Genomic DNA, 20581 nt, shown 5'->3' on the forward strand with positions numbered 1-20581 from the left:
GGCAGGGGGTTGGTTTTCGGGCCGCCCCCTGTTGTGATCGACTGCATGAAGATCGCATTCGCCGCCCCCATGACGGGTTCCTGGGCCACGGCGCAGGGCCTGACCCGCATCGCCCAGCGCGCCGAGCAGCTCGGCTATCACAGTCTGTGGACCTACCAGCGGCTGTTCGCTCCGCTGGGCGAGAGCCGGGAGGAGGGCGCGCACTGCGTCCTCGATCCCATCGTCGCGATGACCCATCTCGCCGCCCAGACGTCGAGCATCAGGATCGGCGCCGCCGTCCTCAACATGCCCTACGCCGCACCGCCCGTCCTGGCCAAACAGCTCGCCACGCTGGACCTGTTCTCCGGGGGCCGCCTCGACGTCGGGCTGGGCCTGGGCGCGGAGACGGAGTACGCCGCGGTGGGCGCCGGCACCCGGGACCGGGGTCGCCGCGCCGAGGAGTTCGTCGCCGTCCTCAAGACCCTGTGGACCGCCGAAGTCGCCGAGCACCGCGGCGAGTTCTTCACCGTGCCCGCCTGCCACTTCGGGCCCAAGCCGGTCCAGCGGCCGCACCCGCCCCTCCTCCTCGGTGCCCGCGCCCTGCCCGCGCTGCGCCGCGCGGGCCGGATAGCCGACGGCTGGATCGCCAGCCGCTCCTCGGACCCGGCCACGCTCGGCGAACTCCTCGCCACGGTGCGGGGTGCGGCCGAGGACGCCGGGCGCGACCCGGACTCCCTGCGCTACGTCTGCCGGGCCTCCGTACAGGTGCGGCCTTCCGGCGGTGCACCCTTCTGCGGCCCCGCGGAGAAGATCCGGGACGACCTCGCCCGCCTCGGCGAGCTGGGGTTCACCGAGGCCTTCGTCGACCTCAACTTCGACCCGGAGATCGCGTCCGTCGACGTCGACGCGGAGGCGGCGCTGGGCCGCGCGGAGGCCATCCTGGAGGAACTGGCCCCCGCCGCCGCTCACGGGCTGACCCGCGATTGAGTGTGGGTCGTGCCGGCCTGGCGGTTCGGCCGACGGGTGATTCAGCAGGCCGTCGTGCTCGCTCGGCCGCCGCTGCGCCGGCAGATCGTCGTCGTCCGCACCGTGCGTGTCCTGCCGCACGCGCGGCTGGGGCATGTGGGCGCCCTGTATGCCATGGTGCACTCGGTGATGCCCGCATGGTGGCGGATCGCGTGCATGGAGACCAGCCTGGCCACGGTCAGAGCGACCGCGCTGACCGGCCGCCACACCCAAGGCGGGTGCCAAGTGCCCGATTTCTGCCGGATTCTTCCCATGTCTGGACTGAAGTCCCCGGCGGTGCGGTCGGACGGGACATCACGGACGCGGCCGACCATCCGTGGACGGTAGTCCTGGCCGTCCCGTAGGAGCTGCCGTGGTCCGGGGCCTGGCCAAGCCTCCCCGCCCCGGATCACGGCCTCACCCTTACGGGTGATGTGCTGCGACGGCAACAATCCCGTTGTCCGCCGGGTGCCGTTCCTTGACGGGCGCGTGGCTTCCCCGTACGTGCTGTGCCGCATCTTCACCCGGCTCAAGAATCTCGCCGACGGGCGGGCCACCGTCTTCATCACCCACCGCCCGGCCAACACCCGCCTCGCCCAGACGGGCATCTTCTTCGAGCTCTACAACCTGCAAGAAGACCGACAGTCCGAGACGGGGCCCGCCTGCGCCTGCCGCCGCTCCGGCCCGGGACGTGAGGTGGACGGCCTGCATCTTCCAGGTGCCCTGCTCGGTAGCGATGGTTGAGCCAAGAGTCCAGCCCACGGTTCTCAGGGCACAGCACCCTGCGTACAGGCCGGTCTCGTCCGTCGAGAGGGCCCCTAATCAGTAAATATTCTGGTCAGGGGCCCTTTTTGTCGAATCGGCGGCTTGGCCAGACCCCGGTCCACACCGGTTCAAACGGGACCGCGCGGCTACGTACGTAGCCATGAACGCAGCCAAGGCATGGGGGCTGGAGACGTCGTCCGCCCGGCTGGGGCTCGCCTCATGGCGACCCTGCGGAGCGAGCCGTGAAGCTGACTGTGGCTGTAGATCTCGCGCGTGCGGCTCTGGACGCGATCAGGTGCGGCGCTGTTCGTGGGTTATGCAGGGCACGATGGCTCCGTCCTGGCGGTTGTGGTTGGGCGCGACTGTGATGGTGAACCCGGTGCTGACTGGTCGAGAGTGCTGACGAGGCCCTGGAGACTCTCCCGGAAGCGGATGAACCCCAGCGGCCCGCGGCAGGGAGGACGGACGAGCAGGAGGGGTGATCCTGGCTGGAATCGTTCTGCGAGGAACAATGGACCGCTACCGTCGCGCGCATGTCGCTATCGGTCTCCGCTGCCCGTGCCGTTGACTTGCGAGTCGAGCCGGTTGATGAGGTCCTTGATTGCGTAGAACGCTCCCTTCAGATGCGTTTCGACAGGGACACCGTGGTGCGGAAGCGTCGGTCCGTCGGAGCTCGGACGGACCGCTCTACCTGGGTGCGGATCGAGCGGCGTGGACTCGACAAGATCGGGGTCCAGGGCTGGAACGGCACTGAGTGCGCCGACCGTCTGATCGGCATTGCCAAGCCGACGTGGCACGGCTGTGTGGTCTGGCGTGATACAGACGCCGCGGTGATGTGGCGGGCTGACGAGACAGGTGTCCTTCCGGGTACGCCAGTCGGTACCAGTGTGCTCGCTGAAGATCCGCAACTGCCCGATGAGTGGTGGCAAGCGATGAACGAATCGCTGGACGCGCTTGCGGCGCAGCACACGAGGCGCATCGCCACACCAGACACTGTCACGATCACGCAGTCCCTCGTCACGGAATCCATCCGCACCGCGTTCTCCTGCGACTTTGATACGACCGTTGAGCAGTGGGTGCCGGCGCATGCGGATCTGAACTGGGCCAACGCGACCGGTCCGACGTTCACCCTCTTCGATTGGGAAGACTGGGGGAACGCGCCGCGCGGGCTGGACTCCGCTTCACTGTGGGGAAACTCCCTTGCCGTCCCGGCTCTTGCCGATCGCGTACGGGACGAGCGGCGCCGTGACTTCGAGAGCCGGGACGGCAAGTTGATGACGTTGTTCGTCTGCGCGAAGATCTTGGGCCCGGATGCTCATCCAGAGGACCCTCGCCTTGTGCCCGCTCGGGACATGGCGGCGCGAATCGTGGACGAGCTGCAGGCAGGGTGACCCTGTGCCCGGCCCTGAAGGAGGTCGCGGTACTGGCGGACTGTCTGGCTGTCGACCTCGTAGCGTCGGGCATCAAGCAGTTCGCGCAGATGAGCAGGATTGTCTGAGCCAACGGCGACAGTGCCGACGGACGGAAGGCAGTAGGCGACTCGGAACGCTGCCTGCGTGCGGGAGAGTTCGTCCATGGGGCCCTGGAGAAAGAGACGCGGGTCGACTCTGTTCCAGGCCTCGTCTGTGGCGTTGCCGCCGAAGGGGCTCATGCCCGGCGCGGAGGCTACGTGGCAGGTGACAGCGCTGTGGTGATTCTCCCCGGCGATCAATCGGGGTCAGCCCGTTATCGGAGCTCGAACCACACGCGCTTGCCGACGATGGCGAGTCCCTCCCAGACGAGCGAAACACCCCAGGCACAGGAGAGGTTGCGTACGAGCATGAGCCCGCGCCCGCCCTCGTCGTCGTCCCCGACCTCGCGCCGGTACGGGCGTCTGGTGGGGTTGTCGTCGCGTACGCCCACGGTCACGCCGCCGTAGCGCACGTCGACTTCGACGGCGAGGGTCGGCACGCGGGCGTGCAGCACGACGTTGGCGACGGCGTCACTGACGCAGACGCGAGCGTCGTCAACGAGCGGCCCGCGCTGGGCACCCATGAGCACGGCGGTGACGAACTCCCGCGCGATGCGGGGCGCTTTGACGGTCGCGGGCGCGAGCAGCTCGTAAAACTCGGGGGGCTCGCAGGGGGTGGGGAGGTGGGGGGTGAGCGTGACTGTGCGCATGGCTACGTCTCCAGGTGGGTGTCGCTTCGGGGTTCGCCCCGACAGCGCGATGCGCGGTGCTGGCAGGACCATAGAGTCACGCGGTGCACGCATGCAACCACAATCGGTAATTCAGTGCACCGAGTGGACCCGTAGGGGGTGACGCGCAACACTGTGCGGTGAACGCAGGGGAGGAACGACATGCCACCAAGGGCGGCGCCGACGGCCAGGCAACGAAGACTTGGCGCTGAGCTGCGCAAGATGCGCGAAAGCGCCGGGTTGACGGTCGCGGACGCGGGCCGGGAGCTGGGTGCCGATCGCACTCGCATCAGCAACATGGAGGCAGGTCGCCTGGGCGTCAGCACAGAGCGCGTCAGGACACTTGCGAACATCTACGCCGCGCCGGACTCGGCGTACGTGGATGCGCTCTCAGGAATGGCCGAGGAGCGAGGCAAGGGGTGGTGGGAGGAGTACCGCGGGACGCTCAGCACCGGTGCGCTCGATCTGGCAGAGCTCGAATCGCATGCCGTCAGCCTGACGGTGCTTCAAGTCGTGTACATCCCCGGCTTGCTGCAGACCGAGGAGTACGCGCAGGCTGTCTTCCGTCAAAGCGTCCCCAAGCTAAGCCACTTGGACGTACAGCGTCGCGTCTCCTATCGCATGCAACGCAAGCGAGTGATCGAGCGGACGCCCGCGAAGTCGTGCACTTTCCTTGTACACGAAGCCGCTCTTCGCATGCTCTTCCCTGGAGCCGACGGTCAGCGCCGCCAGTTGGAGCGGCTGATCGAGATGAGTGAGCAGGAAGACATCTCGATCCGGGTGATCCCGTTCGAAGTTGGCGCCTTCCCTGGAGCGAACAGCTCACTTACGTTTGCCACCGGACCGGTTCCACAGCTCGACACGGCAGCGCTGGACACGGCCCACGGGTCGGTTCTTCTCGACGCAGACACGCATGTAGAAAACTACCGGTGCATTCTGTGTCGTACACGCGATATCTCCCTCGATGCCAAAGACTCGCGGGATTTCATCCACAAGGTTGCGAAGCAGCTATAAGGCGTAGAGATGTCTCAGACAGAATGGCAGAAGTCCACCTACTCCGGCGACCGCGACGACTGCGTCGAGTTATGTCGGCGCAACGACCGCATCGCGATACGTGAAAGCGACGCACCCCGCGTCATCGTCAATGCCAGTCGCACCCAGCTACAAGCGCTTCTGGCGCATGCCAGAGCCGACGCGCGCTGGCAAAAGTCGTCATTCTCGACGGATGCAGTCGAGTGCATAGAGCTCGCCGCATGCGAACCCCGCATCCTCACCCGCGAGAGCGACGCCCCCCGAACCGTCATATCCACCTCCCCCGCCCCGGCGCGAGCCCTCATCGCTCGCGCCAAAGCGGGGCGGCTCGATCGAGAGCGAGCCGCCCGGTAGCCGACCCCTACGCGGTGAGGTCGAGGAAGTCAGCGACGGGCCGAGCTTTGCGGTGGGCGGCGAGCTGCCCGCGCAGGTCGGCCAGGGTGCTGGTGCCGCGGGCGGAGTCCGCGCCGCCCAACTGCTCGATGGCCCGCTCGGCGACGGCGACGGCCGCGTCGATGTCACCGAGAGCGAGGTGGGCTTCGGCCTGGCGGGCCAGGTAGATCCCGGCGCCGCGGGCCTCGGTGTGGGCGTCGTACGGATCCTCGTGCCGCAGAGCGGCGTCGAAGTGCTCCAGCGCCCGCTGCGGCTCGCCCAGGGACAGCGCACAGGAGGCAGCGACCTCGTGGACCTCTCCATGGGTCATCCAGTACATCGAGGGCAGGTCGTGTTCGGTGGGCCCGGCTCGGTCGTAGGCGGCGAACGCAGCGTCGATTGCCCGGTAGGCGGCCGCGGGTTCGCCGGCCTTGGAGTGAGCGCGGGCCTGGCGGGCGTGGAGCATGGCCAGCACCCGGCCGGAGGTGATTTTGTGCCGGTGGTCCAGGGCGCGCTCGACGAGGCCGAGGGCGCCGTAGGGGTCGCCGCAGGAGTAACGGAGGTTGGCCCAGAATGCGAGCGTGCTCGCGCCCAGGGTGGCGTCGTCACCGATTGCGGCGGCGCGCAGGGCGGCGGTGAAGCGCTTCTCGGCATCCGCCAGGTGCCCGCTGTCGTACGCGCACCATCCGGCGAGGCGGCAGGCTTCGGCAGCCGCCGCGTACAAGCGGCGGCCAGTGGCGTCGGTGTAGGAGCCGGTGGTGAGCACACCCGTGATCAGCCGTAGCTCGGCAACGGCGGCTTGGTAGGCGTGGGCGGAGCCGACGGCGTCGTCCAGATGCCGCAGGGTGTCCAGGCGGGTCTCGAAGAGCTCGGCGGCGCCTGCGCCGACACGCCGACCCCCCATGGCGGCGACGGCGGCGGGGGTGGTGGCGGCCCAGTGGGCGCCGGTGACCGCGAGCGTGCCCAGCGATGCGATGACGAAGCCGCGTCGGTCCACGGGACCCCCTCCCGCTTGCTCCAGTGCTTCCACCGTACCCGCCACCGTCCACGGCAACTCCCACACGGAACGGTCGTCACACAGCGCAAGGAGGAGCCAGTCGGGCCAGCCGCGGCGGTGGACCTCCTCCGGATCGATGCCGTGCAGGTCGGCCATGGCAAGCTGGGCGGTCAGCTCCGGTTCGGTGCCGCTGATCCAGCGGGAGAACTTCTCTTTGCGGTGGGCCATCTGCCCATAGCCCAGGACCTGGTGCCGGTCGGCAACCCGCTTGAGGTACGCGGCGGCAGTGGTGTGCTCGCGGGCAAGGAGAGAGCGGAGCGGATGGCGTTCGAGCACGGGACCCATGGATGCACCACCTCCCGGCCAGGGGGACGGCCCCAGTGTGCTGCCACCCTGACGCCGCCGGGAACAGGGCAACCGGGGAGAAGGCAACGGCGAGCAACCCGGCGGCAACTCCCGGCAGCCTCAATCGGCTTCACGCGGCCCGTACGGCGGCGCTGTCCTGGATACAGCCGGTCTGCCCGCACAGCCTGCACTCCCCGTTGGGCGGGTCGGCCACCAGCAGCACCCCGGCGGATCCCGGGGTGCCTTCCCGGAATCGATGGAGGCACGTCATGACGACCGCAACCGCACACCGGACGTTCTCCGTGGAGCTGCCCGAGACGTTCACCGAGACGTGGAACCGCATCGACGGCATCACGGTCACCGACCGGACCATCAGCATCAACCCCAGCCAGTACTTCTTCCGCTACGAGAACCCAAGCTGGCTCCTGGTGGACTGGGACCTGGTCCACACCGGACTCCTGGACGCCGCCGAGACCAGCGAGCAGGCCATCGAGCAGCGGGCCCTGGAGTTCGTCCAGGCCCACGGCCGACCCACAGACGACCCGGCGAAGGTCCTGGAGACCGCCTACGAGGTCGCCGCGTACCTGTTCCGCGACGAGTACGTCGGCATCGGTGGCCTGGATGTCACCGCGCGGGAGACGAAGGCCCTGCGCGAGGCAACCACGATCATGGCCCTGAACCGGGTCGAGCAGGACGGCCACCTGTCCAACGTCGGCCCCTGCTGGTTCTTCCCCGTCGCCACCTCGGTCGTCTATGGCTTCACCGAGGACGAGGGCAGGAAGGTCGACGAGCTCTACCACGGCGGGTGGTTCAACGAGACCCGACGCCGGGAGTCCGTGCTCGCGCACGCGGCCCTCGGCGGCCGACTCGTCCACGGCTGTCAGGCATCCGCCGACATGATGGGCGGCTGCGTGCTCGCCTACGGCACTGACCTCGAACAGTTCCGCACAGAGTTGAGCGAGATGAAGAACGACTGGATGGACCGCGTCGCCGCCATGGGCCGGTGACACATCACCGGGCAGGGGCCGGGATGTGCTTCCCGGCCCCTGCCGTGTCCACGAAGAGGAGGTCACGGAAGTGACGTACACCAGCCTTCTGCACGGTGACGCCCTGGTGGATACCCAGGTCAACGCCCGTGCATGGAACAGCATCGCCGCCCAAAAGCCGGTCGGCGACGGGCCGCCGCAGAAGGGCACGGTTCCCGACGACATCGAGTGGACGTGCTGGCCCGGCCACGGACCGGGCGCCGCCTTCCTCGGCGACCTGGTCGGCCGACGGGTCGCGGAACTCGGGTGCGGGACCGGTGAGCACACTGCGTACGCGGCCGCCCGCGGGGCCCGTCTGGCCCTCGGCGTTGACATCGCCGTGGGCCGCATCCAGCAAGCCCGGGCCCGCTTCGGCCACCTGCCCGCCGCCATCTGGACGGTCGGTGACGCCGCCGAAGTTCTGGCCCGCCTGCCTCGCCTGGACGCCTGCTTCTCCATCTACGGCGCCCTGTGGTACTCCGACCCCGCCCGGCTGCTGCCGGTCATCCGCAACCGCCTCAAGCCCGGCGGCCTGCTCGCCTTCACCGTCAACGCTCCGCGCCCGGCGGAATTGCCCGGCCGCCGGGTGGACAACCTCACCCTGGACACCGGTGCCCGCCTGCCCGTCGTGCACTACTCGTACGACGTGGATGCCTGGCGACAGTTGCTGACTGCGAGCGGCCTGACCACGGACACCGTGTTGACCGTGGACGACCCCGTCGGCCGGTGCTACCGCACCCTGGTCCTGCGTGCCCGGCGCCCAGTCGAGGAATGACCCACGGTCAGGTGCGCGCCACCTCCGCCTCTCGGCCCGGACTCCGGCTCTGGCGGCGGCCGACGGACGTCAGTACGGCCCACCCGAACAGCGCGGCGGCCGCAGTCGCCATGCCGCCCAAGGCGAAGGATGCCTTCGGGGCCCGCTGGAGCAGCGCGGGCAGCAGCAGCATGCTGCCCGCACTCGCCGCGTGCAGCTTCATGGAGTACACGCTGAACATCCGCAGCCGTTCCGGCGCGTCCAGGGACGCGATCTCCGCGTTCAGCCCGATCGACGTCACCGGCACCAGCGCACTCCCGGCCGCCGTGAGGACAACCAGCTGCATCAGGCTGCCACTTGTCGCGACCGCCGCCAGCAGCAGCCCCCGCACAGCCCACACCACGCACAAGCCCCCCGGGAACCGGCCGGCCAGCTCGACGTGGCCCGCGAGGAGGTTGCCTGCCACCGAGCCGATCCCCATCGCCGACAGCACCAGTGCGTAGGCCCCCGGGCCCGCGTGCAGGCGCTCGGTCAGCCAGATGGGGACCCCGATGGACACCACGGTCTGGAAGAACTCCCCCACCGCGCTCAGGACGAGCGCACCCGTGATCACGGGCCGGGCCCGCAGCAGGGGGAGGGCCTTCACCCCGGCCGGCCTCGCCGCCCCGCCGGGTACCCGAATGCGGGCGGCCTGCGGCAGCGCGCGGCCGAGCCAGGCGAAGGCGAGCGCGGAGACGGCGAAGGTCGCGGCGTCCACCAGGAACAAATCTTCGGCGGCGACGAAGGCCAGCAGCACCGCGGCCGAACCGGGGCCGAGGAACCAGGTCAGCCGGTTGGACATGTCCATCAGCCCCGTCACTTGTCGCACCTGGTCACCCGGTACCAGAGCGGGCACCAGGGCCGACAGGCCCGGCCCGGTCAGCGCGTCACACGTGCCGATCACGGCGATGACCGCCAGGACGCCGGCCAGTCCGATCGACTGCCACAGCCAGGGCATCGCGCCCACCACCACGATCTGCACCGCCTCGACCGCGGCCAGCGCCCGGAAACAGGCGACTTGGGCGACCAGCTTCCGGCCGAAGGCCCCGATCAGCAGGTGCGGCACGGACTCAAGCACCACGACCAGGCCCATGGCCACCGCACCGGATCTCTGCCAGACCGTCCACGCCAGCGCCAGAGTGAAGAACCGGTCACCGAAGACGGACAGCGTCTCGGCAAACCACAGGACGAGGATGGGACGGCGCCGCAGCAGGCTCGCGTAGCTCACCCGCGCGACTGTAGGGGCGGGTCGAACATCAAAAAGCGTGTTCGGCAACTCCTCCCCCGAAGAGCGGACCATGGGTTGACGTCAGCGGCCCGTACGCGTCGCAAGCCCTCATCGCTCGCGCCAAGGCGGGGCGGCTCGACCGGGAGCGAGCCGCCCGGTAGCCGGCCGGCTACCCCTGCGGCGGCTGCGGCTTGATCACGGCGAAGGCGGCGCCGAAGGGGTCCGCCAGCCAGGCCATGCGGCCGACCTCCGGGACCTCTGCCGCCGGCATGATCACCGTGCCGCCGGCGCCCTGGGTGTTCGCGACGATCTCGTCGACGTCCGCGACGTCGAAGTACGGCACCCAGCGCGGCGGCTCCGTCTCGTCCTGGAGCGGGACGACGCCGCCGAAGGACGCCTGCTGGTGGTCGCCGCCCTCCGCCGTGGCGAGGACGGTGTAGGTCATGCCGGGCATGTCCATGTTCTCCGAGCGCCAGCCGAACAGCGTGCGGTAGAAGTCCTGCGCCTGGGCCGGGTCCGGGGTGTGGAGTTCGGCCCAGCACAGGGAGCCCGCCTCGGAGGTCTTCTCCAGGCCCTTGACGTCCCCGGGCTGCCAGAGCGAGAAGTCGACGCCGCCCGGGTCCGTGCAGCACGCCATCCGCCCGGCCTCCATCACGTCGAACGGCGCGACCCGCACCCTTCCGCCGCCCTGCTCGACCGCCTTCGCCGTGGCGTCGGCGTCCGGCGTCTGGAAGTAGACCGTCCACGCCGAATCGGCGCCCTCCTCCGTGAGCGGACCGAGCGCCGCGACCGTCTTGCCGTCCTTCTGGAAGAAGCCGTAGCCCCCGGCCTCGGGCCCCGCCGACTCGAACTCCCAGCTGAACACCGAGCCGTAGAAGGCGGCCGCCGCAGCCGGATCCGGGCTGCCGAGATCCAGCCAGTTGGGCGCGCCGGTGACAAAGTCAGTGGTGAGCATGGTGATGTGCTCCTTCGACGGATTCCGCCGGGTTCCCCCGGCCGGAATTCAGTCTGGCACCGCCCACTGACACCCGCGCGGCGCGGCCGCGCGTACGCCCCCGGCGTGCTGGATCGCGGCGGCCTTGGGGTCCGGCGGACCTGGGTCGCCGCGGGCCGGGGACGGAGGCACGATGGAAAGTGCCCCTATACGTGACAGAGGAGGCCCACCATGACGATAGCCAAGGAGATCATGCACCCGGGTGCCCACTGGATCACCAAGGAAGACACCCTGGACCACGCCGCCCGGCTGATGCTGGAGCTGAACGTGGGCGCGCTGCCCGTCGGCGACGCCAAGGAGCGGCTGTGCGGGATCATCACCGACCGTGACATCGTCGTGAAGTGCGTGGCCAAGGGCAAGAACCCCGCGGAGTGCAAGGCCGGCGAGATAGTCGAGGGCACCCCGCGCTGGATCGACGCCAACGCCGACGTCGAGGACGTCCTGCACGAGATGGAGAGCCACCGCATCCGGCGGCTGCCGGTCATCGAGAACAAGCGGCTCGTCGGCATGATCAGCGAGGCGGACCTGGCGCGGCACCTGCCGGACGACCAGCTCGCCGAATTCGCCGGGCACATCTACTCGCCGGCGCCCGTCCGCCACTGACCGGCCGGGGCGCGGGTGGCTCACGCCGTCTGCCGCGGGCGGGGACCGCGCGCTATCCTCCGAGCGGCTGCCCGCGCGGCCCGTCCGCGCGCCGGGCGCCACCGCCGCCGCGCTCGGAGGTGCCATGCGCCCGCTCGCCCTGCGCCCGCCCGCCACTCGTCACACGCGCACGGTCCGGCAGCGGGCCGCGGCCGACGCGGCGCTGCTCCTCGTGGCCGCCGCGTTCGCGGTGCCGCTCGTCTGGCTGCTGCTGGCTTCCGCGGACCCGGACGCAGGGCTGGGCGTCCGGGCGCCCGCGCACCCGACGACGGAGAACTTCTCGGCCGTCCTGACCGATGACATCACCTTCACGCCGATGCTCAACAGCCTGCTGCTGTGCGGCGGGGCGACCCTGCTGACCGTCGTCTGTGCCACGCTCGCCGCGTATCCGCTCTCGCGCTACCGTTCGCGCTTCAGCCGCCCGTACCTGCTGGGCATCCTCTTCACCACGTGCCTGCCGCTGACGGCCGTCATGGTGCCGGTGTACGCGCTGTACGTACGCGTCGACCTCATCGACACCCTCTACGGCACCGCGCTCTTCCTCGCGGCCGCGCAACTGCCCTTCGCCGTCTGGCTGATGAAGAACTTCATGGACTCGGTGCCCGCCATTCTGGAGGAGGCGGCCTGGACGGACGGGGCGAGCCGGCTGCAGGCGCTGGTGCGGGTGATCCTGCCGCTGATGGGGCCGGGCATCGCGGTCGTGACCATCTACAGCTTCATCATGATGTGGGGCAACTTCTTCGTACCGTTCATGCTGCTGCTCTCGCCCGACCAACTGCCCGCGTCCGTCAGCATCTTCACCTTCTTCGGCAATTACGAGCAGGTGGCGTACGGGCAGCTCGCGGCCTTCTCGATCCTCTACTCGACCCCCGTGGTCCTGCTGTACGCGCTGATCGCGCGGCGCCTGGGCGGCGGCTTCGCGCTGGGCGGAGCCGTCAAGGGCTGACCGCCCGCCCTGTGCGTCCCGAGGATGACCGTGTCCGTCTGGAGTACTACGGTCCGCTGCCCGCGGGGGCCCAAAGTCCGACGCCGATTTCCGGCCGTACGGCTGACGTCCGGCCGTCTTTCCCCGCCAAGAATTGGAAGAGGTGATTCCACCACCCCCCACGCCGTCGAACCCTCCGGAGGAGCCCCGTGTCCCCCACGGCCCCTTACGCCGCCCCGCTCGCGCCCGTCGGCGCCGTCGCCGCCCGCGCCACGGACCTCAGCAAGGTCTACGGGCGGGGCGAGACCCGCGTGGCCGCCCTGGACTCGGTCTCCGTGGAGTTCCGGCGGGCACAGTTCACGGCGATCATGGGGCCGTCGGGGTCGGGGAAGTCGACGCTGATGCACTGCATGGCGGGCCTGGACTCCATCTCCTCCGGATCCACCCGGATCGGCGACGTGGAGCTGGGCTCGCTCGGCGACCGGCAGCTGACCAAGCTGCGGCGGGACCGGATCGGCTTCGTCTTCCAGGCCTTCAACCTGCTGCCGACCCTCTCCGCCCTGGAGAACATCACCCTCCCCCTGGACATCGCGGGCCGCAAGCCGGACCCCGCCTGGCTGCAGCAGATCGTGGCGACGCTGGGCCTGTCCGGGCGGCTCGCGCACCGGCCGAGCCAGCTCTCCGGCGGCCAGCAGCAGCGCGTGGCCGTGGCCCGGGCCCTCACCTCCCGGCCCGAGATCGTCTTCGCGGACGAGCCGACCGGCAACCTCGACTCCCGCTCCGGCGCGGAACTGCTGGGCTTCCTGCACGAGTCCGTACGCGCCCTCCAGCAGACGATCGTCATGGTCACGCACGACCCCGTCGCCGCCTCCTACGCCGACCGCGTCGTCTTCCTCGCCGACGGCCGCATCGTCGACGAGATGTACGAGCCGACGGCCGACGCCGTACTCGACCGCATGCGCCGCTTCCCCGGGGGAAACCCCCGGACGCCCGCGTCCGACACCCAGGGCCGTACGAGCTGACCACCGCCGGACACCGATCCCAGGACATACCTATGCTCCGTACTGCCCTGCGCAACCTCCTCGCGCACAAAACGCGGCTGCTGATGACCGCCCTCGCGGTCCTCCTCGGCACCGCGTTCGTCTCCGGCACCCTCGTCTTCAGCGACTCCGTCGGCAGCGCCTTCCGCAACAAGATGGCCAAGAGCCTCGACGACGTGGCCGTCTCCGTCACCCCCGGCCCCCGCAGCGCCAAGGGCCACGCGGGCGCCCTCGACGACCGCCTCGTCGAGCGGATCCGCGCCCTGCCGGGCGTGGCCTCCGTGCGCCCGTCCGTCGACGGCACCGTCACCGTCGCCGACCGGAAGGGCAACCCCGCGGGCAGCGAGTGGGGTTCCGCGGGCGCCAACTACGTCCCGGGCAAGGACGGCAAGGACAGCCGCTACCCGCTCGTGCAGGGCCGCGGTCCCGCGGCCGACGGCGAGATCGCCCTCGACGTGAGGACCGCCGGGAAGACGGGCGCCAAGGTCGGCGACACCGTGCGGCTCGCGGTCGACGGTCCCGTCATGACCAAGAAGCTGGTCGGCACGGTCAAAACCGACGACCCGCGCGTCGGCGCGGGCGGCAGCCTCGCGCTGTTCGACACCCCGACCGCCCGGAAACTCTTCGGCAAGCCGGGCGAGTTCACCGAGCTCGTGATCGCAGCGACCCCCGGCACCGACCAGAAGGCCCTCACCGGCGCGGTGCGCGGCATCCTCCCCGACGGCGCCGAGGCGCAGAGCGGAGCGGACCTGGCCGCCGCCCAGTCCACGATGATCGACCACCAGACGAAGTCGATCCGCACCACCTTCCTGGTCTTCGCGGGCATCTCCCTCTTCGTCGGCGTCTTCATCATCGCCAACACCTTCACCATGCTCGTCTCCCAACGCAGCCGGGAGATCGCGCTGTTGCGCGCGGTCGGCGCGAGCCGCCGCCAGGTGGTGCGCTCGGTGCTGATCGAGGCCGGTCTGCTGGGCCTGGCCGCCTCCGCCGCCGGCTTCGTCCTCGGCCTCGGGATCGCCGCCGGGCTGCGGCCCGCGCTCAACGCCACCGGCGCGAGCCTGCCGGACGGACCGCTGGTCATCGCGCCGACCGCGGTGCTGTCCTCGCTCGCGGTCGGCGTGCTCGTGACCGCACTGGCCGCGTGGCTGCCCTCGCGGCGGGCGGCGCGGATCGCGCCCGTCGAGGCGCTGGCCGCCGTCGACCAGGCACCGGCCGCCCGCGGCCTGGTGGTGCGCAACACCATCGGCGGCGTGCTGACCGCGCTGGGCGTCGCGGTCATGCTGTACGTCACCGGGTACAGGGACACCAGCGGCGTCGGCCTGGCGATGACCGGCTCGGTGCTGACGCTCACCGGCGTCATCGTGCTGGCCCCGCTGCTCTCCCGCCCCTTCGTCCTCCTCGCCGGGAAGGCGGGCGTCCGGCTCTTCGGCGTGGACGGCAAGCTCGCCCGGGAGAACGCGCTGCGCAATCCGCGCCGCACCGCCGCCACCGCCTCCGCGCTGATGATCGGCCTCACCCTGATCACCGGCCTGACCGTGGGCGCGGTCTCGGCCGGCCACGGCATGGACAAGCTGGGCCGACAGGACCTGACGGCGGACTACAAGGTCAGCTCCACCGGCTTCCACGGCCTCTCCCCCGAGGTCGCGAAGACCCTCGCGGCGCAGCCCGGGGTGGCGGCCGCGGTGCCGCTGCGCACGGTCGGCTTCGAGCGGGACGGCGCTCCCGCGCTGGCGCTGGGCACCCGGCCGGGGGCCGTCGGCGAGGTCACCGGCGTGCGCATGGTCAGCGGCTCGCTCTCGGACGTCCGCGGCACCGGGAGCGTCGCCGTGGCGGAGCCGTACGCCAAGCTCAAGGGGATCGGGCCCGGCGACCGGCTGCCGATGGACTTCTACGACGGGAAGAAGGCCGCGCCCCGCGTCGTCGCCATCTACGCCGACAACGACGTCCTGGCCGACGTGCTCGCCGACCCCGCGCTCCTTGACCCGCACATGGAGAAGGTCGCCGACGACCAGGTGCTGGTGAAGGCCGCCCCGGGCCAGGCGGCCGGACTGCCGGAGAAGATCAAGGAGAGCCTGGGCCGCAACCCGGCCGTCAAGGTGGAGAGCCAGGAGGACATGCGCCGCGCGGCCGCCGGGAACATCGACTCCGTGCTGTACCTGATGTACGGGCTGCTGGGCATGGCCGTCGTGATCGCGGTGATCGGCGTGGTCAACACCCTGGCGATGTCGGTCTTCGAACGGACCCGGGAGATCGGCATGCTGCGGGCGATCGGGCTGGCGCGCACCGGCGTGAAGCGGATGGTGCGGCTGGAGTCGGTGATGATCGCGATGTTCGGCGCGGTGCTCGGCGTGGGCGTCGGCATCTTCCTGGCCTGGTCGGCCGGGCACATGCTGCGCTCGTCCTTCCCGCAGTACGAGCTGGTGCTGCCGTGGGGCCGGCTGGCGCTCTTCCTGCTGATCGCGCCGGTCGTGGGCGTCCTGGCGGCCCTCTGGCCGGCCCGCCGGGCGGCGAGGCTCAACATGCTGGAGGCGATCGGGGCGCAGTGACGGCGCGCCTGCGAACGGAAGGGCCCCGGCGCCGCATGGCACCGGGGCCCTTCCGTTTGCGCAGGGGTCCTAGAAGACCGACTCCGCCTCGTCCATCCGGGACGCCGGCACGCGCTTGAGCTCCGTGACGGCCTCGGCGATCGGCACCATCGTGATGTCGGTGCCCTTGAGCGCCGTCATCTTGCCGAAGTCGCCGCGGTGGGCGGCCTCGACGGCGTGCCAGCCGAAGCGGGTGGCGAGGACGCGGTCGTAGGCGGTGGGGGTGCCGCCGCGCTGGACGTGGCCGAGGATGACCGGGCGGGCCTCCTTGCCCAGGCGGTGCTCCAGCTCGGCGGCGAGCTTGGTGCCGATGCCCGCGAAGCGCTCGTGCCCGAACTGGTCTATGGCGCCCTTCTTGTAGTCCATCGTCCCCTCGGCGGGGTGCGCGCCCTCGGCGACGCAGATGACGGCGAACTTCTTGCCCCGGGCGAAGCGCTCCTCCACCATCGTGACCAGATCGGCCGGGTCGAAGGGACGCTCGGGCAGGCAGATGCCGTGCGCGCCGCCCGCCATGCCGGACTCCAGGGCGATCCAGCCGGCGTGACGGCCCATGACCTCGACGACCATCACGCGCTGGTGGGACTCGGCGGTCGTCTTGAGGCGGTCGATGGCTTCGGTGGCGACACCGACGGCCGTGTCGAAACCGAAGGTGCGGTCGGTGGAGGAGATGTCGTTGTCGATGGTCTTGGGCACGCCGACGACCGGCAGTCCGGCGTCCGACAGCATCCGGGCGGCGGTCAGCGTGCCCTCGCCGCCGATGGGGATGAGGACGTCGATGCCGTACTCGCGGGCGAGTTCCTTGGAGCTCTCGCAGGCCTCGCGCAGCCGGGCGCGCTCCAGCCGGGAGGAGCCGAGGATGGTGCCGCCGCGGGCCAGGATGCCGCTGACGGCGTCCAGGTCGAGCTTGCGGTGGCGGCCGTCGAGCAGGCCCTTGAAACCGTCCTCGAAGCCGATGACCTCGTCACCGTGGCCGACGAGCGCCCGGTGTACCACCGAACGGATGACAGCGTTCAGGCCAGGGCAGTCTCCGCCCGCGGTGAGGACTCCGATGCGCATAGGGCTGTTTCTCCTGCTCGCTACTGGTACATGTGAGCCGGGCCAATTCTTTCACGGGCCGACCGGTACTGCCGCACTCCCCGACACCACACTGACGCGCGCCTTATCCACGGGCGCAGGTATTGTCAAGAGGGCAAGGCCACCTTAACGGGTTATTTTTTCTCCCGAAGAAACACCCGCTGGAACATCCGCAGAAACACCCGCCAAGCATCAAGCATCAAGGAGAGCACGCGTGACGCGCAGCGTGTACGTGACCGGGACCGACCGGGGCGACGGGCGCCAGGTCATCGAGCTGGGAGTCATGGAGCTCCTGACCCGCAAGGTGGACCGGGTGGGCGTCTTCCGCCCCCTCTTCCACGGCGACGGTCCGGACCGGCTGTTCGACCTGCTGCGGTCCCGCTACCGGCTCGAGCAGTCCGCGGACACCGCCTACGGCCTGACCTACGGCGAGGCCTCGGCCCTGCAGGCCGAGCGCGGCACGGACGAGCTGGTCTCCACCCTCGTCGAGCGCTTCCACGCGGTCGCCCGGCACTACGAGAACGTCCTGGTGCTCGGCACCGACTTCGCGGCCACCAACCTCCCCGACGAACTGGCGCTCAACGCACGCCTGGCCAACGAGTTCGGCGCGTCCGTCCTCACCGTGGTCGGCGGCCAGGAGCAGCCCGCCGAGTCCGTGCGGGCCGAGGCACGCAACGCGTACCGCGCCTACGAGTCGCTGGGCTGCGATGTCGTCGCGCTCGTCGTCAACCGCGTCGCCCCGGCCGACCGCGAGGCGATCGCCGAGCGGCTCTCCGCGAGCCTGCCGGTGCCCTGCTACGCCCTGCCCGAGGACAGCGCGCTGTCGGCGCCGACCGTGCGCCAGATCGTGCACAAGCTGGGCGCCGAGGTGCTGCTGGGCGACGACGCGGGCCTGTCCCGCGACGCCAAGGACTTCGTCTTCGGCGGCGCCATGCTGCCGGCGTTCCTGCCCGCCCTGACCGACGGCTGCCTGGTGGTCACCCCCGGCGACCGCGTCGACCTGATCGTGGGCGCGCTGGCCGCGCACAGCGCCGGCGCCCCGGCGATCGCCGGCGTGCTGCTCACCCTGGACGAGCGGCCGGGCCCGGACATCCTGGCGCTCGCGGGCCGGCTGGCCCCGGGCACGCCGGTCGTCGCGGTGCCGGGCGGCTCCTTCCCGACCGCGGCCGAGCTCTTCGCGACCGAGGGCAAGCTGGAGGCGTCCTCCCCGCGCAAGGCCGAAACCGCGCTGGGCCTCTTCGAGCGCCATGTGAACACCGGCGAGCTGACCGACCGCATCTCCGTCGCCCGCTCCGGCCGCGTCACCCCGATGATGTTCGAGCATGAGCTCATCGAGCGCTCGCGCTCCGCCCGCCGCCGCGTCGTGCTGCCCGAGGGCGCCGAGGAGCGCGTGCTGCGCGCGGCCGACGTGCTGTGCCGCCGTGACGTCTGCGACCTCATCCTGCTGGGCGAGGAGGACGCCGTCCGCAAGCGGGCGGCCGAGCTCAGCCTCGACCTGGGCCACGCCCAGATCATCGACCCGCAGACCTCTCCGCTGCGCGAGCGCTTCGCCGAGATCTACGCCAAGGTGCGCGCCCACAAGGGCATGACCGTCGAGCTCGCCCACGACGTGGTCGCCGACGTCTCCTACTTCGGCACGCTGATGGTCCAGGAGGGCCTGGCCGACGGCATGGTCTCCGGCGCGGTGCACTCCACCGCCGCCACCATCCGCCCGGCCTTCGAGATCATCAAGACGGCGCCGGGCGCGCAGATCGTCTCGTCCGTCTTCTTCATGTGCCTGGCCGACCGCGTCCTCGTCTACGGCGACTGCGCCGTGAACCCGGACCCGAACGCCGAGCAGCTCGCCGACATCGCCATCCAGTCCGCCGCCACCGCCACCCAGTTCGGCGTGGAGCCGCGGATCGCGATGCTGTCGTACTCGACCGGCACCTCCGGCTCCGGCGCGGACGTGGACAAGGTCCGCAGGGCCACCGAGCTCGTCCGCGAGCGCCGCCCGGACCTGCTCGTCGAGGGCCCGATCCAGTACGACGCCGCCGTGGACGCGGCCGTGGCCAAGACCAAGCTGCCCGGCTCCGAGGTGGCGGGCAAGGCCACCGTGCTGGTCTTCCCGGACCTGAACACGGGCAACAACACCTACAAGGCCGTGCAGCGCTCGGCCCACGCGGTCGCGGTCGGCCCGGTCCTGCAGGGCCTGCGCAAGCCCGTCAACGACCTCTCGCGCGGCGCCTTGGTGCAGGACATCGTCAACACCGTGGCCATCACCGCCATCCAGGCCCAGGGCGAGCAGCGCGGCGAGCGCACGGAGCCCTGACGGCCGCCCCCGCGCCCGTCCGTACGTCCCCCTCTCCTGCCCCCACCTACCCGGAAAGCTCCATGACTGCCAACGCCACCCGTGTCCTCGTCCTCAATTCCGGCTCGTCGTCCGTCAAGTACCAGCTCCTCGACATGGCCGACGGCTCGCGGCTGGCCGTCGGCCTGGTCGAGCGGATCGGCGAGACGATCTCCCGGCTGGCGCACACCCCGCTGGCGACCGGCGGCGCCAAGCGCGAGCGCGAGGAGCCGTTCGCCGACCACGCGGCCGCGCTGAACGCCGTCGCCGCGGAGCTGGCCGCCGACGGGCTGGGCCTGGACTCCCCGGAGCTGGCCGCGATCGGCCACCGGGTGGTGCACGGCGGCAAGCAGTTCACGGAGCCGACGGTCATCACGGACGAGGTGCTGGCGGAGATCGAGCGGCTGATCCCGGTCGCCCCGCTGCACAACCCGGCCAACGTCACGGGCATCCGCACCGCGCAGGCGCTCCGCCCGGACCTGCCGCAGGTCGCGGTCTTCGACACCGCCTTCCACACCACGATGCCGGAGGCCGCCGCGCGCTACGCCATCGACGTCGAGACGGCCGACGCGCACCGCATCCGCCGCTACGGCTTCCACGGCACCTCGCACGCCTACGTCTCCCGCGAGACGGCGAAGCTGCTGGGCAAGGACCCGTCCGAGGTCAACGTGATCGTGCTGCACCTGGGCAACGGCGCCTCCGCCTCCGCGGTGCGCGGCGGCAAGTGCGTGGACACCTCGATGGGCCTCACGCCGCTGGAGGGCCTGGTCATGGGCACCCGCTCCGGTGACACCGACCCGGCCGTGATCTTCCACCTGGCGCGGACCGCGGGGATGTCCGTCGACGAGATCGACTCGCTCCTGAACAAGAAGAGCGGTCTGATCGGACTGTGCGGCGACAACGACATGCGCGAGATCCGCCGGCGGATCGACGAGGGCGACGAGCAGGCGGCGCTCGCCTTCGACATCTACGTGCACCGGCTGAAGAAGTACATCGGCGCCTACTACGCGGTCCTCGGCAAGGTCGACGCCGTGGCCTTCACCGCGGGTGTCGGCGAGAACGCGGCGCCCGTGCGCGAGGCCGCCGTCGCCGGTCTGGAGGAGCTGGGCCTGGCCGTGGACGCGGGTCTCAACGGGATCCGCTCGGACGCGGCGCGGCTGATCTCCCCCGAGTCCGCCCGGGTCGCGGTCGCAGTCGTCCCGACCGATGAGGAGCTGGAGATCGCCACCCAGACGTACGCGCTGGTCAGCTCTTGATCCCCGACTGTTACTTG

20 protein-coding genes are annotated in these 20581 nt (G+C 70.7%); 14 read left to right on the top strand and 6 right to left on the bottom strand.

The annotated features are described in order from the left end of the window. Positions 1-45 precede the first annotated feature (45 nt). The 4 genes from FHS39_RS01095 to FHS39_RS01110 all read left to right on the top strand — a co-directional run bounded on the left by FHS39_RS01095 (position 46) and on the right by FHS39_RS01110 (position 3140). The gene (locus FHS39_RS01095) at positions 46-966 is read left to right on the top strand and encodes an LLM class flavin-dependent oxidoreductase (protein ID WP_184345847.1); all 921 of its coding nucleotides are present in this window, start codon (positions 46-48) and stop codon (positions 964-966) included. Positions 967-975: 9 nt separating this feature from the next. Then, positions 976-1332 (top strand): hypothetical protein, encoded by a 357-nt coding sequence (locus tag FHS39_RS01100; protein ID WP_184345848.1) that lies wholly within the window; start codon positions 976-978, stop codon positions 1330-1332. 84 nt (positions 1333-1416) lie between these two features. Continuing rightward, positions 1417-1728, top strand: coding sequence for a hypothetical protein (locus tag FHS39_RS01105; protein WP_184345849.1), 312 nt, complete (start codon positions 1417-1419; stop codon positions 1726-1728). A gap of 554 nt (positions 1729-2282) precedes the next feature. Beyond that, the gene (locus FHS39_RS01110) at positions 2283-3140 is read left to right on the top strand and encodes a hypothetical protein (protein WP_184345850.1); all 858 of its coding nucleotides are present in this window, start codon (positions 2283-2285) and stop codon (positions 3138-3140) included. A gap of 334 nt (positions 3141-3474) precedes the next feature. Here the strand turns inward: FHS39_RS01110 and FHS39_RS01115 are convergent, their stop codons facing one another. Next, positions 3475-3909 (bottom strand): ATP-binding protein, encoded by a 435-nt coding sequence (locus FHS39_RS01115; RefSeq protein WP_184345851.1) that lies wholly within the window; start codon positions 3907-3909, stop codon positions 3475-3477. Positions 3910-4089: 180 nt separating this feature from the next. On the opposite strand from FHS39_RS01115, the gene FHS39_RS01120 reads away from it, so the two are divergent. Beyond that, a complete protein-coding gene (locus FHS39_RS01120; protein WP_184345852.1) occupies positions 4090-4941 on the top strand; it encodes a helix-turn-helix domain-containing protein in 852 nt (283 codons plus the stop codon). A gap of 9 nt (positions 4942-4950) precedes the next feature. Continuing rightward, positions 4951-5313 (top strand): DUF397 domain-containing protein, encoded by a 363-nt coding sequence (locus tag FHS39_RS01125; protein ID WP_184345853.1) that lies wholly within the window; start codon positions 4951-4953, stop codon positions 5311-5313. Positions 5314-5320: 7 nt separating this feature from the next. Here the strand turns inward: FHS39_RS01125 and FHS39_RS01130 are convergent, their stop codons facing one another. Beyond that, complete coding sequence (locus tag FHS39_RS01130; protein ID WP_246469744.1) at positions 5321-6673, bottom strand: NsdA family TPR-like regulatory protein; 1353 nt, start codon at positions 6671-6673, stop codon at positions 5321-5323. Between the two features lie 130 nt (positions 6674-6803). Further along, positions 6804-6944, bottom strand: coding sequence for a hypothetical protein (locus FHS39_RS01135; protein ID WP_184345854.1), 141 nt, complete (start codon positions 6942-6944; stop codon positions 6804-6806). Here FHS39_RS01135 and FHS39_RS01140 point away from each other — a divergent pair. Next, complete coding sequence (locus FHS39_RS01140; protein ID WP_184345855.1) at positions 6943-7680, top strand: hypothetical protein; 738 nt, start codon at positions 6943-6945, stop codon at positions 7678-7680. The genes FHS39_RS01135 and FHS39_RS01140 overlap by 2 nt on opposite strands. A gap of 70 nt (positions 7681-7750) precedes the next feature. Beyond that, positions 7751-8473, top strand: a complete 723-nt coding sequence (locus FHS39_RS01145) for a methyltransferase domain-containing protein (RefSeq protein ID WP_184345856.1) — start codon at positions 7751-7753, stop codon at positions 8471-8473. 7 nt (positions 8474-8480) lie between these two features. On the opposite strand, the gene FHS39_RS01150 is transcribed toward FHS39_RS01145, so the two are convergent. Next, positions 8481-9719 carry an MFS transporter gene (locus FHS39_RS01150; RefSeq protein ID WP_343069295.1) on the bottom strand — a complete coding sequence of 413 codons (1239 nt, stop codon included), beginning with the start codon at positions 9717-9719 and terminating at the stop codon, positions 8481-8483. Between the two features lie 169 nt (positions 9720-9888). Continuing rightward, complete coding sequence (locus tag FHS39_RS01155) at positions 9889-10674, bottom strand: VOC family protein (RefSeq protein WP_184345858.1); 786 nt, start codon at positions 10672-10674, stop codon at positions 9889-9891. Between the two features lie 210 nt (positions 10675-10884). On the opposite strand from FHS39_RS01155, the gene FHS39_RS01160 reads away from it, so the two are divergent. From FHS39_RS01160 to FHS39_RS01175, 4 genes are all read left to right on the top strand, one after another. Then, a complete protein-coding gene (locus FHS39_RS01160) occupies positions 10885-11316 on the top strand; it encodes a CBS domain-containing protein (protein WP_184345859.1) in 432 nt (143 codons plus the stop codon). A 124-nt stretch (positions 11317-11440) separates the two neighbouring features. Beyond that, positions 11441-12301, top strand: coding sequence for a carbohydrate ABC transporter permease (locus FHS39_RS01165; RefSeq protein WP_184345860.1), 861 nt, complete (start codon positions 11441-11443; stop codon positions 12299-12301). A gap of 188 nt (positions 12302-12489) precedes the next feature. After that, positions 12490-13302, top strand: coding sequence for an ATP-binding cassette domain-containing protein (locus FHS39_RS01170; RefSeq protein WP_184345861.1), 813 nt, complete (start codon positions 12490-12492; stop codon positions 13300-13302). 32 nt (positions 13303-13334) lie between these two features. Next, entirely contained in the window at positions 13335-15866 is a 2532-nt protein-coding gene (locus tag FHS39_RS01175; RefSeq protein WP_184345862.1) for an ABC transporter permease, read from the top strand. 69 nt (positions 15867-15935) lie between these two features. Here the strand turns inward: FHS39_RS01175 and FHS39_RS01180 are convergent, their stop codons facing one another. Then, complete coding sequence (locus FHS39_RS01180) at positions 15936-16961, bottom strand: ATP-dependent 6-phosphofructokinase (RefSeq protein ID WP_184345863.1); 1026 nt, start codon at positions 16959-16961, stop codon at positions 15936-15938. Positions 16962-17193: 232 nt separating this feature from the next. Between FHS39_RS01180 and pta the strand changes: the two genes are divergently transcribed. Both pta and FHS39_RS01190 read left to right on the top strand, forming a co-directional pair. Continuing rightward, complete coding sequence (gene pta / locus FHS39_RS01185; RefSeq protein ID WP_184345864.1) at positions 17194-19290, top strand: phosphate acetyltransferase; 2097 nt, start codon at positions 17194-17196, stop codon at positions 19288-19290. A gap of 62 nt (positions 19291-19352) precedes the next feature. Further along, complete coding sequence (locus FHS39_RS01190) at positions 19353-20564, top strand: acetate kinase (protein ID WP_184345865.1); 1212 nt, start codon at positions 19353-19355, stop codon at positions 20562-20564. Positions 20565-20581: the final 17 nt, after the last annotated feature.

It is taken from the genome of Streptomyces olivoverticillatus (genome assembly GCF_014203555.1).
In the GTDB taxonomy this organism is placed as follows: Bacteria; Actinomycetota; Actinomycetes; order Streptomycetales; family Streptomycetaceae; genus Streptomyces; species Streptomyces olivoverticillatus.

Excerpts from the sequence above, each read along its gene's own strand:
- FHS39_RS01095 (WP_184345847.1), top strand. The coding sequence starts at position 46 with ATGAAGATCGCATTCGCCGCCCCCATGACGGGTTCCTGGGCCACGGCG.
- FHS39_RS01105 (WP_184345849.1), top strand. The coding sequence starts at position 1,417 with ATGTGCTGCGACGGCAACAATCCCGTTGTCCGCCGGGTGCCGTTCCTT.
- FHS39_RS01110 (WP_184345850.1), top strand. The coding sequence starts at position 2,283 with ATGTCGCTATCGGTCTCCGCTGCCCGTGCCGTTGACTTGCGAGTCGAG.
- FHS39_RS01115 (WP_184345851.1), bottom strand. The coding sequence starts at position 3,909 with ATGCGCACAGTCACGCTCACCCCCCACCTCCCCACCCCCTGCGAGCCC.
- FHS39_RS01120 (WP_184345852.1), top strand. The coding sequence starts at position 4,090 with ATGCCACCAAGGGCGGCGCCGACGGCCAGGCAACGAAGACTTGGCGCT.
- FHS39_RS01125 (WP_184345853.1), top strand. The coding sequence starts at position 4,951 with ATGTCTCAGACAGAATGGCAGAAGTCCACCTACTCCGGCGACCGCGAC.
- FHS39_RS01130 (WP_246469744.1), bottom strand. The coding sequence starts at position 6,673 with ATGGGTCCCGTGCTCGAACGCCATCCGCTCCGCTCTCTCCTTGCCCGC.
- FHS39_RS01140 (WP_184345855.1), top strand. The coding sequence starts at position 6,943 with ATGACGACCGCAACCGCACACCGGACGTTCTCCGTGGAGCTGCCCGAG.
- FHS39_RS01135 (WP_184345854.1), bottom strand. The coding sequence starts at position 6,944 with ATGACGTGCCTCCATCGATTCCGGGAAGGCACCCCGGGATCCGCCGGG.
- FHS39_RS01155 (WP_184345858.1), bottom strand. The coding sequence starts at position 10,674 with ATGCTCACCACTGACTTTGTCACCGGCGCGCCCAACTGGCTGGATCTC.
- FHS39_RS01160 (WP_184345859.1), top strand. The coding sequence starts at position 10,885 with ATGACGATAGCCAAGGAGATCATGCACCCGGGTGCCCACTGGATCACC.
- FHS39_RS01165 (WP_184345860.1), top strand. The coding sequence starts at position 11,441 with ATGCGCCCGCTCGCCCTGCGCCCGCCCGCCACTCGTCACACGCGCACG.
- FHS39_RS01175 (WP_184345862.1), top strand. The coding sequence starts at position 13,335 with ATGCTCCGTACTGCCCTGCGCAACCTCCTCGCGCACAAAACGCGGCTG.
- FHS39_RS01180 (WP_184345863.1), bottom strand. The coding sequence starts at position 16,961 with ATGCGCATCGGAGTCCTCACCGCGGGCGGAGACTGCCCTGGCCTGAAC.
- FHS39_RS01190 (WP_184345865.1), top strand. The coding sequence starts at position 19,353 with ATGACTGCCAACGCCACCCGTGTCCTCGTCCTCAATTCCGGCTCGTCG.